13 protein-coding genes are annotated in these 14600 nt (G+C 31.4%); 8 read left to right on the forward strand and 5 right to left on the reverse strand.

Annotated features, from left to right (window positions below; genetic code table 11):
- Window positions 1–203: 203 nt before the first annotated feature.
- The 4 genes from HYY52_06490 to tatC are packed head-to-tail and all read left to right on the forward strand — an operon-like array spanning window position 204 to window position 2864.
- Window positions 204–884: a MotA/TolQ/ExbB proton channel family protein gene (locus tag HYY52_06490; protein ID MBI2996337.1), complete on the forward strand. Its 681-nt coding sequence runs from the start codon at window positions 204–206 to the stop codon at window positions 882–884.
- 2 nt (window positions 885–886) lie between these two features.
- On the forward strand, window positions 887–1345 hold the full coding sequence (locus HYY52_06495) for a biopolymer transporter ExbD (protein MBI2996338.1): 459 nt from the start codon (window positions 887–889) through the stop codon (window positions 1343–1345).
- On the forward strand, window positions 1345–2106 hold the full coding sequence (proB, locus tag HYY52_06500; GenBank protein MBI2996339.1) for a glutamate 5-kinase: 762 nt from the start codon (window positions 1345–1347) through the stop codon (window positions 2104–2106). Before HYY52_06495 ends, proB begins: the two co-directional genes overlap by 1 nt.
- Entirely contained in the window at window positions 2103–2864 is a 762-nt protein-coding gene (tatC, locus tag HYY52_06505) for a twin-arginine translocase subunit TatC (GenBank protein MBI2996340.1), read from the forward strand. Before proB ends, tatC begins: the two co-directional genes overlap by 4 nt.
- Before the next feature lie 52 nt (window positions 2865–2916).
- Here the strand turns inward: tatC and HYY52_06510 are convergent, their stop codons facing one another.
- Genes HYY52_06510 through sat form a run of 3 tightly spaced genes read right to left on the reverse strand, consistent with a single transcriptional unit; the run spans window position 2917 to window position 6259 of the window.
- Window positions 2917–4293, reverse strand: coding sequence for a hypothetical protein (locus HYY52_06510; protein ID MBI2996341.1), 1377 nt, complete (start codon window positions 4291–4293; stop codon window positions 2917–2919).
- Between the two features lie 8 nt (window positions 4294–4301).
- The gene (trpC, locus tag HYY52_06515) at window positions 4302–5105 is read right to left on the reverse strand and encodes an indole-3-glycerol phosphate synthase TrpC (GenBank protein ID MBI2996342.1); all 804 of its coding nucleotides are present in this window, start codon (window positions 5103–5105) and stop codon (window positions 4302–4304) included.
- Window positions 5102–6259: a sulfate adenylyltransferase gene (gene sat, locus HYY52_06520; GenBank protein MBI2996343.1), complete on the reverse strand. Its 1158-nt coding sequence runs from the start codon at window positions 6257–6259 to the stop codon at window positions 5102–5104. Before sat ends, trpC begins: the two co-directional genes overlap by 4 nt.
- Before the next feature lie 73 nt (window positions 6260–6332).
- On the opposite strand from sat, the gene HYY52_06525 reads away from it, so the two are divergent.
- The 3 genes from HYY52_06525 to HYY52_06535 all read left to right on the forward strand — a co-directional run bounded on the left by HYY52_06525 (window position 6333) and on the right by HYY52_06535 (window position 9767).
- Complete coding sequence (locus tag HYY52_06525; protein MBI2996344.1) at window positions 6333–7610, forward strand: MCE family protein; 1278 nt, start codon at window positions 6333–6335, stop codon at window positions 7608–7610.
- A 135-nt stretch (window positions 7611–7745) separates the two neighbouring features.
- A complete protein-coding gene (locus HYY52_06530) occupies window positions 7746–8711 on the forward strand; it encodes a sigma-70 family RNA polymerase sigma factor (GenBank protein ID MBI2996345.1) in 966 nt (321 codons plus the stop codon).
- Between the two features lie 123 nt (window positions 8712–8834).
- Window positions 8835–9767, forward strand: coding sequence for a fumarylacetoacetate hydrolase family protein (locus tag HYY52_06535; protein ID MBI2996346.1), 933 nt, complete (start codon window positions 8835–8837; stop codon window positions 9765–9767).
- Here the strand turns inward: HYY52_06535 and HYY52_06540 are convergent.
- A complete protein-coding gene (locus HYY52_06540; protein MBI2996347.1) occupies window positions 9750–10769 on the reverse strand; it encodes a pyridoxal-phosphate dependent enzyme in 1020 nt (339 codons plus the stop codon). The genes HYY52_06535 and HYY52_06540 overlap by 18 nt on opposite strands.
- 147 nt (window positions 10770–10916) lie before the next feature.
- Between HYY52_06540 and HYY52_06545 the strand changes: the two genes are divergently transcribed.
- Window positions 10917–13568, forward strand: a complete 2652-nt coding sequence (locus HYY52_06545) for a hypothetical protein (protein MBI2996348.1) — start codon at window positions 10917–10919, stop codon at window positions 13566–13568.
- Here the strand turns inward: HYY52_06545 and queA are convergent.
- Window positions 13565–14599, reverse strand: coding sequence for a tRNA preQ1(34) S-adenosylmethionine ribosyltransferase-isomerase QueA (queA, locus tag HYY52_06550; GenBank protein ID MBI2996349.1), 1035 nt, complete (start codon window positions 14597–14599; stop codon window positions 13565–13567). The two genes, HYY52_06545 and queA, sit on opposite strands and share 4 nt — an antisense overlap.
- Window position 14600 lies beyond the last annotated feature (1 nt).

The following is a 14600-nucleotide window of genomic DNA, read 5'->3' on the forward strand; positions in this document are numbered from 1 at the left end:
CAATTAAAACTCAAATGGAGTACAGGATGAAATCTGCATCTAAAAGATGGAGATTGTTTAATGCTAAAAAACTTCTTGTTCTTCGTGATACCATTTTTAATGGTCAGTGGGACAAGTTACCCCGAATTGCTTAACACACCCAAAGCTGATAGCTGATAGCTAATTATGTTAAAGTTTTCAAGAAGGGATTAACAAAATAAAAAATGGAAGCTACTACAGTTCACGGTAATAAATTTATTGAATATTTTTTTGCATTTATGGTACAAGATTGGTTTGCTTTTTGGCCAATTACTATTTGTTCTATATTAACAGTTGCAGTTGTAATCGAACGTTCTTTATATTATGCAAGAAATAAAAGAGATGTTACTACCTTTATTCAAAGGTTACAAAGAGAACTTGAACGAGGGAATTTAGATGGTGCTCAATCATTAGCAAATCAATTAGGCGGGGTTATTGGAGAAGTTGCAGAAGAAGGTACAAGACTAATAGCAGTTGAAAAAGAAGATTTTTCAAGAGCATTTGACATTACTGTAAACATAGTGAGTAGAAAGCTGGAAAAATATCTTGCAATATTAGGCACTATTGGTGCTACAGCACCGTTCTTAGGATTATTTGGAACTGTTGTTGGAGTTATTGTTACTCTACAAATTCTTGGTGAAGCTGGTGGTCAAACTCAGGAAGTTGTTATTGGAATTGCTAAAGCACTAATTGCAACAGGCTATGGTTTAATCGTAGCAATTATAGCTGTCATTATGAATAACTACTACAATAACACTGTAAGAAGATTTGAAGAAGATTTTCAGCTTTTAAAGTTGTTATTTTTAAGTTTTACAAATATAGTATCAAGTCAAAGTAATCCCCCACCAAGCTTTTATAGGAAATAATCATGGCATTTGGCACTAGCGGATCAAGTGGAAGACAAACATTTAGTGAGATAAACATAACTCCATTAACAGATGTTTTCTTAGTTTTGCTTATCATTATGATTTTAATTGCACCCCTTATTAATCAAAGTTCTCTAAAGGTAGAACCACCTGTTGCACAACATGGGAAAGCTGAACAACAAAACAAAACAATAACAGTAGAAGTAAGTAAGGAAGGAACTATTGCAGTAAACGGGATAAAAGTTTCAGACAAAAGCACACAACTTGATAAAGTTCAAGGAATAGTTGGTGATGCAATGAAAAACGAATTTCAAAAGCTTGGAACAAAAGACATTCCTGTAGCAGTAAGAGCAGATCAAGATGCAAGACAAAAATATGTTGTAGCTGTATTAGATGCTGCTGCTGGAGCAGGTGTAAAAAAATTACGGATAGTTACACTTCAAAATGCTACTAGCTATTAATGAAGATCATTATAAAAGTAGGTACAACTACACTAAGCTCCAATAATGGCATAAACATAGAAATTGTTGAAAAGCTTTCTTATGTTATTTCTAAACTAAATAAGATTGGGTACAAGGTTGTTCTTGTAACTTCTGGTGCAATTGCACTTGGTGCAAAAAAATTAAACCTCTCAAAAAAAACAAAAACAATACTTGAAAAGCAAGCTTGTGCTGCAATAGGTCAAGTACAGCTCATGCATACCTATGAAAAATGTTTTTCAAAGTACAATATTCCAATTGCACAAATTCTTTTAACAAGGGATGGCTTTGCTCAAAGAGAAATTTATACGAACGCTAGGAAAACCATCTTAGAGTTACTGAGCATGGGTGTTTTGCCTATTATTAATGAGAATGATGCAGTTGCAAGTGAAGAAATTAAATTTGGTGATAATGACATGTTAAGTGCAATGGTAAGTGATTTAATTTCTGCAAACAGATTAATTATTCTTACTGATGAAAAAGGTTTATATGATAAAAATCCGAAGAAATTTAAAGGTGCAAAATTAATTTCAGTAGTTAAAGAGATTTCATCAAAAATACAAAAGATGGCTTCTGGTGCTGATTCAGATCATGGTACTGGTGGCATGGTTACAAAAGTTCAGGCAGCAAAAATTGCAACACGTGTTGGAGTAAGAACACATATAATTCATGGGAAAAGACCTGAGAAGATTCTTGATCTTTTAAAAGGAGAAGCTATAGGGACAACTTTCTTGCCAAAATGAAACCAATATCAACAAAAGAATTAGATCTTTATAAAAATAAAGATACTAACAATGAAGACGACTTAGTAATGCCGCTTTCTGAGCATATGGATGAACTTAGAAATAAAATAATAATTTCCTTCATAGCATTTTCTATAGCTACATTAATTGGATTTTTATTTAGCAAAGAAATTATAACTTTGCTAATTAATATTGCTCCAGAAGAAACCACATTTCTACAAATAAAGCCAGGAGAATTTTTTTTTACTAGCTTACGTGTTGCTCTTTATAGTGGACTTACAATTTCTTCACCAATTATTATCTGGCAACTTGCTAGTTTTATTTTGCCAGGATTAACTACAAAGGAAAAAAAAATTGTTATTCCAATTCTTGCAGGTGCCCCGTTTTTATTTTTTATGGGTTCAGTATTTGCTTATTTTTTTGTAGCACCATCAATGCTTAATTTTTTGTTTGGATTCGGGGAAAATATTATTTCAACAAGTATTAGTATTGAAAGTTTTATTTCTTTTACACTTATGATTATGGCAATATGTGGTTCTGCATTTTTACTGCCAATTATTATTCTTGCTCTTGCAAATGTAGGAATAGTTGATTCAAGCATGCTAATTCAAAAATGGAGATATGCAATATTACTTTCTGTAATTTTAGGTGCTATTTTTACACCTACGCCAGATCCTTTTAACATGAGCATTGTAAGTGGGATATTAATATTTTTATATTTTATAAGCTACAGTATATTAAAACTAACGAGGAAATAGTTGTCGAATAGGAGTAAAATATCTCTGTAGTTTTTGATTTATATAGATTTGGCTACTTTAAGCCGTGAATGGGTCCTGTAATTGAAATAGCTATTCCAAGATAAATACTTGCTATACAAACAATGATTGTTGTTAATCTAAAATATTTTTTAGTTATCAATAAAAGGTCAAAATGAAAAATTAAAATGACAGCTGCAATTATAAATAAAGTAAGAAAGTCAGCCGTATATCTTAACGTCACATATTGAAATCCTATTAATAAAATAAAGTTTACTACTGCTGGCAATAATATTACTAAAAGCTCATTTAAAGGGAATTTGATCCCGATATTTTTTATAAGTCCACATTTTTTAAAGTCTCTAATTAAGGGTGGTATTAATATCAAGAACAAAAGAAATGGAATTCCAAATAGCATACCTACAATTCGTTCAAGTCCTTCAGCAAGATAAAAAGGTGGTCTCCAAAAGTTTAAAACAACAAATGGAAATTCCTTATCCAGTCTAGGCAAATAAAACAGATAGTAATATAAGTTTGATAGTATGATTTCAGGACAAAAATATTTTGCATGAATACTAGTTAGTGCATATTTATTGCCATTTTCAAAGACATTATCAAATCGTAGGTAATTATAAATCATGTGTAGGACTAAACAAAAAAGAAATGGCATAAAGAGTGGCACAAGAAATTTATAAGAAGGATTTTGTCTTGTGGCTACACTTTTATTAATAAGAAATGAAATAAAGACAAGAAGAACAATAACTCCAAATACATAATACAATCTACTCCCAATAGCTAATCCTAGAAATAAACTTCCAAGAAATAGTTCTCTTTGTCTTAGATTTTCATCTGTTATTGCTTTAACAAAAAAATAAATAGATCCAGTTAAGCAAAAACATCCACAAGATATTGCAACTTCATAAATTGCAGTATGTCTACATAAAAACGGCCCCAAGTTTAAAAAACCTAAACTAAGCAAAAGCATATTTACTAACCAGTTAGGTGATTCTTTAAAGTATTTCTCTCTTAGATCAGTTATTAAAAAAAATCCAAAAATAAAAGCACCAAACATAAATACCATTGCTGCTAACTCCTCTGTTGCTCTTAGTTTTGTTAGAAGATAAAATGGCAGATAAAAAAGCAGTACCGGAGAAGGTCCAAAATACAGATAAAGTTTTCCTTTATATAAAGAGATATCTTGAAATCCTTTCTGCCTGAAAGACTTGTTTAACTTTATGTTATATGGATCTTGTAATTCTAATAATTCTTTTGGTGGCGTTATTTGTAAATCCAGTCTTGATTTTAAAAATGAATTAACCAGTGAATTATATACATTAGAGTAAGATTTGCTAAGGTTTAATTTATATGTGCCATCAGTTGCAGTCCAGAAATAAAAAAGAAAAATAATTAAAAAAATAAAAAAGCGTTGCATTGAAATAATTATAAATTAATTAATTCTTTTGTAGCACTTTCTATATCTTCTTGTTTTATTAAACTTTCCCCAACAAGAAAAGAATAAACACCATGCTCTACTAATGATTTAATATCTTCATTTGTAAATATTCCAGATTCACTAACAACAATTTTGTCTTTTAAATCCTTTTTATATTTTGTAATAAGATTTTTTGTTGTGTTTAAATTTGTTTCAAATGTCTTTAGATCGCGGTTATTGATCCCAATCATTTGTGGATTTATATTTAATGCGATCTCCATCTCACGTTCATTGTGGATCTCAATTAAACAATCAATTTCATTTTCACATGCAATTTCATACAAATCACGCAATTGTAGAGACATGCCGCGGCATGTCTCTGCGATTAATAAAACACAATCTGCACCATAATAAATTGATTCATAAATTTGATAAGGATCGATAATAAAATCTTTTTGTAAAACGGGTAAATCCACAACATTTTTTATTTCATGAATGTAATTTAAATTACCCTGGAAATATTTTTCATCTGTTAAAACAGATAAACAACACGCACCACCATTTTTATATGCTTTTGCTATTTCTATGTGATTAAAATTCTTTTTTATAATTCCTTTTGATGGTGATGCTTTTTTAATTTCTGCAATTAATGCAATTTGTTTTTTGTTGATTTTGGTTTTTAATGCCGTAGAGACGCAATTAATCGCGTCTCTACCAGGCATATTTTTTTTCAATCTGTCAAGAGATAATCTCTCTTTTGATTTTTCAATTTCTATTTTCTTATAGGCAATTATTTCTTCAAGGATGTTCATGTAGCGATTTTTTGTTTCATACCATCAATTAATATTTTAGCTATCTCTGGTCTTGTAAATTCTTCTGGCAACATTTCTCCGTTGCGTAACATCTCCCTGACTTTCGTTCCACTAAGAATTAAATGATTGCTTTTATCGTGTGGACATGTCTTGTAAGATGCCATTTCTCCACAAGCTTTACACCAGAAACTATGCTCAAAAAATATTGGAGTAATGCCAAGCTCATCTTTTTTAAATTCACTAAAGATTTTTTGTGCATCATAAGTCCCATAATAATTTCCAACACCTGCATGATCACGTCCAACTATAAAATGAGTACAACCATAATTTTTTCTAATAATTGCGTGTAATATAGCTTCTCTAGGTCCTGCATATCTCATACTTGCTGGCATAATGCATAAAAGTGTTCTATCTTTTGGAAAATATTTTTCTAAAATTGTCTGATAACACTTCATTCTAATTTCTGCTGGAATATCATCTCCTTTGGTCTCTCCCATTGTTGGATGAAGCATTAACCCATCTACAGTTTCAAGAGCAACTCTTAAAAGATACTCATGAGCTCTATGAACTGGGTTTCTGGTTTGAAAAGCAACTATTTGTTTCCATCCTTTTTCAAAAAATATTTCTCTTGTTCTTGCACACCCAAGATTGTATTCAGGGAATTCATCATACGTATGTTTTAAAACTTTTATTTCTCCAGCGAGACAATATTCGCCGGCTTCAAAAAGATACTTTACTGCAGGATGTTTTATATCAGTTGTTTTAAAAACAAGTTCAGCTTCTTTTTTTAAAATTGGTTGGTAAATTTCTTTTAAATTTAAAATCGCAACTGCTCTATTTAATTCATCTTTTAATGTAATTTTGTTTTGGTCTTTGATCTCTTTGTATGTCTCTTTATTTACTTGTAATGTAATAGGTATAGGCCAGACTAAACCATTTTTGAGCCTCATTGTTTCAATAATTTCATCGTAGTCTTCTTTTTCTACAAATCCTTTAAGTGGACTAAATGCACCAGTTGCAAGCATTTCAAGATCACATAAAACTTTTTTTGAAACAGTTATACTGATTAATTCCTTAGCTTCTTGAAAAAGTTCATCTGGATTACCAGGAAAACAGTTAACTAATTCATTGCCATGAGGTAAGATTAATTTCATCATAACTAATTAATTCTATCTTATCTTATACGCTGGAACCAACTTTAAACTTCCCTTGTCAGAAATAACTACCATGTCTAAGCAAGAAGATCTAACAAAAGTAACAATAATAACAATAGTAGCTTTGTGTATTCTCATCTTTAGCTTGTTTTGGCTAAAAGGGTATAAGCTTTACAGCGAGCAAAAAATTAAAGTTTACTTTGAAGATGTTAGTGGTCTTGAAGAAGGTGCAATTGTTAGGTGGAATGGTCTTAGAGTTGGTGTTGTAGAAAGTATCAAACCTATATTAAAAAACTCTAATAAAACCTCTCGTAAAATTAAAAGTGAGCTTATTAGTTTAGGTGAAAATGAATTAAAAGAAGCTAAAGAGCTAGAATTAAAAATTTCCACTGGCAAAAATAATTTAAAAGATAAAATTGAACAACTAAAAAACAAAGCTCAAACCCATATCCAACAAGGACTTGCTGAGGACCAACAGAAAGAAAAAGAAATTAGAAACCATGTAGAAGTAACACTTGTGATTACAAAAAAGAATGTACCATTTGGTCCGCTTTCTTCAGTGAGTATTGTTCCTTCAGGACTTGTTGGGGAACAATTTGTAGAAATCTCATCTGTTATAAATAAAAAATCTTCACAAGTAGACTTTAAGCCAATTTTTTTAACTCAAGAACCTATTCGCTTTGAACGCTTTTTAAAAGCAAACATTGAATCTTCAGAAGCCTTTAAAGAAGCTATAACAAAAATCAACAAGTTAATAAAAGAAGAAGATGTAGAACTACTTGCTTCAACAATTAAAGATGTTAGAGAAGTTGTTGTTAATGTAAATAAATTAATTGATAATGCAAGTGTACTTTTAACTACTACAAGTACAAAACTAGAGCAACTAGCTACGAGTTCAAACTTACTTTCAACCAGCATAGTACAAGTAGGTGAAAATATAAATAAAATAATTGGAGATGAGGCTGTACGTCAAGATATAAAAACTACAGCAAGTTCTTTAAATATAATTACTGATCAAGTTGCAAAATTACTTAATGAGCAAGGACTTGCAAAAGATATTTTAGAAATTAGTGAAACTGCTAACGCAACCTCTTTAGAATTATCAAACTTTATAAAAGACTTACGACAAACTCATGAAGAATTAGAACTTCCAAAAGCAATTACAAATTTAAATTCCTTATCTGAAAAACTTGACAAGCTTACTGAAGAATTAAATAAAATAGTTGCAGATAAAGAATTTCAGGAAGATATTAAAGTTACAGCTCAAAAAGCAAGAGAGACAAGTGAAAACTTACAAAAGATGTCAAAAAAATTTAATAAGAGGTTTTTATTGTTTAGACTTTTGTTTTAAATTCTAGCAAGTAAGAAATTCCTAATTCATTAGGACTATTTTTAATAGAATCCTTTAAAAAATTATTAAATTTTTAATAAAAGAAGCTTTTAAGGTTGATAATAAAGCTACCTCTAGTAAGGTGGATGAAAAATCATGAATTACGTAAAAACAAAAATAAGAAAAAATATAAACAAAAATACAAATAGTCATTTTTATGACAATCCTTATCTTGATATTGATTTAACTTGCGAAGGAGAAAAAAAAGAAAGAGAAGCAACAGTTCAAGAAGATAAAGACTCCATAAAATTTTACTTAAAGAAGCTAAGTTCCATTCAACTTTTAACTCACAAGGAAGAAATAGAGCTTGCCACGAAAGTAAAACAAGGTGACATTGAGGCAAAGAAAGAACTAGCAAGAAGAAATTTAAGACTTGTGGTTTCAATAGCAAAAAGGTACATTAATCAAGGTTTATCATTTTTAGATTTAGTACAAGAAGGAAACCTTGGTTTAATGAAGACTGTAGAAAAGTTTGATGTAGACCGTGGTTATAAGTTTTCTACTTATGCTACGTGGTGGATTAAACAATCCATTACACGTGCTTTATCTGACAAATCAAGAATAATAAGAATACCTGTTCATGTTGTAGAAACAATAAACAAACTTAAAAAATCAATCAGGGATCTAAGTCAAGCACTTGGCAGAGAACCAAAACAAAATGAGCTTGCAAAATTGCTTGATACTGATGCTAAAGATATTCAAAACATTACTAATTCAATGCAAGCTCTTATATCAACAGATGCTCCAATTGGTAAAAATAATGATGAAGCTGACTTACAGGAGCTTCTTGAAGATAAACTATATATTGAACCAGAAGATGCTTTAATAAATGAAGATTTAAAAGGAAATATTGAAGATTCACTACTCTTGCTTAATCCAAAAGAAAAAAAAGTAGTAGAATTGCGTTTTGGTTTAAATGATGGTTTTAAAAAGACATTAAAAGAAGTAAGCCAAAAGATGGGAGTAAGCTACCCGTGTGCAAGACAGCTTTTAGCAAGCGCATTAAAAAAATTAAGAAATCCTGAAGTAAGTAATAAGTTAAAAGAGTATTTGTATAATTAATTTTACAATATATTTGTTAAAGCAATAAAAGAAATGCTGAATACTATTTGACATCCACGACTTGTTTTAATAAAATGAACAGGTTTATGTAATTTTATTCTATGGAGGAAGACAGTGAGTACAATTCAGAATCAACATTTTGTTTTATGTCGTTTTCAAATCCCTTATTATAATGAACCAAAAGTAGGATTAGTTTTAGATAGAGAGGAAGGTGTAATTGGAGATTTAACACCTAAAGGAATTAACTCCATAGAACAGTTAGCAAAAATGAGTTCAGGACACATGTTACAAGAACTTAGATTACTTTCAAAAACTAAACTACAAAGATTTGACGAAGGACGGTGTGCAGGTTTTTTAACTCCAATTGGTGAAAAACAGTCTGTATGGGCAGCAGGAGTTACCTATAAAAACAGTGTTCTTGCAAGAGAAGAAGAATCAGGTAGCAACATTTATGCAAATGTTTACCATGACGAGCGTCCTGAAGAATTTCCAAAAGCATTAAGTGGAAGAGATGTTGTAAGTCCTTATGACACAATTGGCATTCGTAGTGATTCAGACTGGAATGTTCCTGAACCAGAGCTTGTCATTGTTTTTAATTCAAAAGGTGGAATAGTTGGCTATACAATTGGAAATGATGTAAGCTCACGTGATATTGAAGGCAAGAATCCTCTTTATTTACCTCAAGCAAAAGTGTATGAAAATTCATTTGCAGCAGGTCCTGTTTTAGTTGTTGGTCCAAAAGAAGAAGAAGTAAAAACATGGAAGGTTAATTTAAAAATTTATAGAAATGGAGAAACTATTTTTAATGGGGAAAGTACAGTTGGAAACATGAATCGTACTTTTACAGAGCTTAGAGACTGTCTTTTTAACTATAGTTCTGACTTCCACTATGGTGTAGCTCTTTCTACAGGGACAGATCTTGTACCAGGGACACCAGAAAAAAGATTTACTCTGGAGCCTGATGATTTAGTTGAAATAAGTATTAGTGTAATAGGTACTTTAAAAAATAGAGTTGGAGTAATTAGGCCAAGGACAGATCTAGAACCTGTTGAGTAATATTTCTCTTAAAATATCTATCTGTAAATTAGAGCCAGTTAAAACACAAACTACTTTTTTGCCTTGAAAAATTTCTTTGTTCTTAATTAGACCTGCTAGTGAAACAGCTCCTGCACCTTCAGCAAGAGTATGACAATGTTCCAGTAAAAGTAAAATTGCAGCTTTAAGTTCTTCATCACTTACAAGAAAAATATCGTCTACATATTTTTGCATAATTTCATATGCATATGGATAAACATTTCTTGTAGCTAATCCTTCTGCAAAAGTATTTAAATTTGGATAAGTAATTAATTTTTTTTGTTTAAAGCTATCATGAACAGCTGGTGCACCTGTTGATTGAACACCATAAATCTTAGGTAGGGGCTTGCTGCAGCAAGCCCCTACAGAGGATTTTTCTTTTAAAGCAATTGCTGAACCACAAACTCCACTTCCTCCGCCAACAGCAGTTATAAAACAATCTACCTCAGGCAAGTCTTCATATACTTCAAGCCCAATAGTTCCTACTCCTTCAAAAAGTTCTCGTTGTTCAACTGAATGAACATAGTAATATCTTTCTTCACGAGCTAATTTTTTACAATACTCCCATGTTTCAAAAACATCTTTCCCATAAAAAATCACTTTTGCACCAAAATCTTTAATTGCTTGTACCTTCGATGGATTTGATCCGCAAGGACATGCAATTATAACAGGCAGATTAAATAAATTTCCTGCATAGGCAATTGATTGACCATGATTACCTGTAGAGCCTGCCAGTAGAGGCGTTGCGCGCAATGCCTCTATACCAATCTCATCGATTAATTTACAAACAAAATTAATTCCACCACGAACTTTAAATGCATTGGTTGGATTACAATTCTCATACTTTATGTATACTTTTGCACCAGTCAAATTACTTAATGAAGTTGAATGTAAAAGAGGAGTTTTTAAGAGATATTTTTTTAGTCTATCTCTAGCAGCTTCAATACCTGTAATTGTTGGCAGATTTAATGTTCTAACAGCCATAAAACTAAATTTTAACAAAAAAAAGATAATTAAACTGCTATCATTAGTCTAAGTTTTTGTGTTAAAGAAGAAAGTTACTTAGTCTGTTGTAAGAACTGTTTGTATTTTTTAAAATAAAAAATTTAAAGATCTTATAAACGGTGAAAAATGGATAAGCTTAAAGTAAACCCACCAGGTATAGATAGCAAAACCACTACTTGTCCTGTTACACCGGCTGGCTCACCTAACAGTAGATCTGAAACTGTAACAAGGTATGACAGTGATTCACAAACGTCTAACCTTACTTCTGAAAGAGTACTTGGAAATCTAACTAGACTCCTCAAAGAACAATTCAATAGATCTAAACCAGTTTTATCTTTAAAGGAATATACAGGCCTTGTTCTTGAAAGACCAGATTTACGACTAAGACCAATTTCAAAATATGCACTAGATGCAATTAACTATGTAGAAAGAGAATATGGTCCAGGTAAAACTGTAAGAGTTTTAGGTCGCGACTTAAAAGAATACAAGTTTTTAGAGATGCCTTGGAAATCACAATCACTTCAGAATATTGAGAGATTTAGAGGACACTTACTTTTTGTAGATAGATTTATTCGCAAGCTAGAAGCTTTTTCTACAAAACCTCACCCTGATCGTGCAGTTTTAATTCATGGTCCAAACTCAACCGGTAAATCATCTTTTCTTGATAAACTTTTTGCCTTACTGGAATATTATTCACATACAGATGAAGGAGCATTGTATACATTATCATGGGCTTTTGATGACAAGCTTTCTGAATTTGGATTTCACTCAAATAAAAATGGATATTCTTCTGAAGAATTAATAAATCCACAAGATGTTATAGTTACAATTCTGTCTAATAAGAATTCAATTCCATTTTTTGTGCTTGATATAGAACAAAGAGCAGAAATACTTGATCTGTTAGAGGCTAGTGGGAAACTTCCGAGTGGTTTTAATACAGATTTTGTTCTTTCCTATAAATTGGACGATATGTCTAAAAAAATCTTTGATGGACTACTAACACTATATGGAGGTAATCCAGATAGCGTCTACAGACATATGCAAGTAGTTAGATGGTACTTTTCAAGCACAGGTGACAGAGGTTTAGTATTAAAACAACCAACAGATGCACCAAATACAATATTACAACAGATTACACCAACGACTAATTGGGAAAGACTTCCTCATCAGATTATAAATGTTTTATCAAATGCAGGATTACATACACTTGAAGGTCCACTTTCTCAAGCTAACCATGGGATTATTTACTACGATGACATGTTTAGAGGAATAGAAAGACATAGAGGTCTTAATGACTATTTATGGATACTTAGACTTGCAGAAAAGGGTGAGACTACTGTAGCATCTACAGATGGTATAAATACTACAAATGAACAATTTGATATTTTAACTATTGGTACTGCAAACGACAATAGACTTAGAGATATTGAATCAATTGATGGAGAAAATTGGCAAGCATTACAACCGAGACTCGAACTTTTAGAAATCGGACATGAACGTTGTTATGGATATGTTGCTGAACTATTTAGAGATAAACTTCCTCTAATTATTCCACCAAATACAAAAAGGCATGTCTCTCCTAATGTTATTGATACTCTTGCACTTTGGGTAACAATGACTCATTTATTTCCATACGGGAATGAAGCTTACTACAACTCCAGTCTGCATGATACATCTGTTCCTCTTAGAGAAGAAGCTAAGCAAACACTTAAAACTCTTTTGAGAGGAATGTCTCCACTTGAAATAGCTCTTTTGTATCAAGATGCAAACTTAAATGTTTTTGAATTAGATCCATCAAAAGTAAAATATGATTCACAAGCTCAAAAATTATTACATGATAATGCAAGATATAAAACTGATGAATATAACCTTAGTAGCAGCGAGCATAGTTTAGATTTTTATGAAGGTTGCATAGGTCTTCCAACAAGAACAGCAGAAGATATACTAACTCGTGCAGCTCAGTTAAACCAAAATGAATCACTTACTGTAATTGAACTATTTAGAGCAGTTGATGATGCAATTAGGCGTGGCTTTAGGTTTGAAATGGAAAGGAATGAACTAGCAACAAGAGTTAACTCAGAAGCTGCAAAAAAAGACAAACAAGCTTCTCTAGGAAGAACTAACTTTACATTGCCTAAGTTTCCCTCTAGTCAGGACTTACTTACTCAAGCTAAAGAATATGCAAAAAGAAAAATTCGCTTTGATGTATGCAAAGCAATTAGTCTTATAAAAACAAATGAAGAAATAAAACATGAATTAAAGAGATACTTGGCACACTTAAAAGCATTGCTTAGAAGTGAGAATGTTCCTTCTGAATGGAGAGAACCAAAACACCAGCTTAAACCCAATGAACAGATTTTAGAATTGCTAGAAAATATTTTTGAAATAGAGGAACGTTACAGAGACAAATTTAGAAGAGACACTTTAAGCGAAATAGGTAGTTGGCAACTTACAAATTCAGATAGAACTGCAATTGATCATATAGACGAAGTCTTACCTAATTTAACTAAAAAACTTGAAGCAGCATATGCTAAAGAAAATGCTAAAGATGTAAAAAATTTCCTTACTGATCTTAGAGAACTTCTTGAATCTAAGAAATCAGCACAAATAGAAAATGACGAGGCAAGAAGTAGTATTCTCCATAATGGAATTATAGAATTACAAAAAATGGGATACACAGAAGAAATCATGCTAAAAGAGATCTTTTTTGCTTTTGATAGTGATTACTTACTTTACCTAGATAAATTAATCCAATCAAAAAGTAGCTATTCTATCTAATATACAATCATCCCATCCCCATAGCTATAAAACCTATATTGCTCTTTAATAGCTTCAGTATAAATTTTTCTAACATTCTCCCACCCAATAAATGTACTAACTAAAACTAAAAGTGTTGTTTTTGGCAGATGAAAGTTTGTAATTAATGCATCTATGATTTGAAATTTAAAGTTCGGGGTAATATACAAACCGTTTAAACCACCAGGTTTTTTAATTGTTGCAGCATATTCCAACGCTCTTACAGTAGTAGTTCCACAAGCAATTATTCTTTTTTTGTTTTTTTTAGCTTTAAGAATTTTGTCCCAGACCTCACTTTCAATATAAAAAAACTCAGGCATTAATTTATGTTCTCTAATGTCATTAGATCGAATTGGCAAAAATGTTCCAGGACCAACATGCAAAGTTATATAAAATATTTCAACCCCAATTTTTTTAATTTTATCTAATAACTCAGGAGTAAAATGCAAAGCCGCTGTTGGTGCTGCAACAGCGCCAGGTTCTTTTGCAAAAACAGTCTGATAACGATCAATATCTATCTTTTCAGGTTTTCTTTTTATGTAAGGAGGTAGAGGTGTTTCGCCTATATTGTTTAAGATGGTTTCTAGATCTTGGTGAGATTGAAATCTTATTGTTTCGGTATCGATAACGTTGATTGTCTGTAGAGACGTTGCACGCAACGTCTCTACACCAATTAAATGTTTCTTCGGACTTGCTAAAATCTTCCATGTTAAATTATCAGGACTAATAGGGCTTACAAGCAAGATTTCGATTTCTTTATCTTTTTTTGTTTTACAATAAAATCTTGCTGGAATTACTTTTGTGTTGTTTAAAACTAAAACATCATTTTCAGTAAGTAAGTCAGGTAGTTCATAAAACTTACAATGTGAAAGTAGAGACGTTGTGCACAACGTCTCTACTTTCCTGTAACAAAGTAATCTAGATTCATCACGTTTTTCTAATGGATATTGTGCAATTAAATCTTTTGGCAGAGAATAATTGTATGTTTCAAGATTATATAAGTCTTCAACCATA

This window comes from Candidatus Melainabacteria bacterium, assembly GCA_016193285.1.
GTDB lineage: Bacteria > Cyanobacteriota > Vampirovibrionia > 2-02-FULL-35-15 > 2-02-FULL-35-15 > JACPSL01.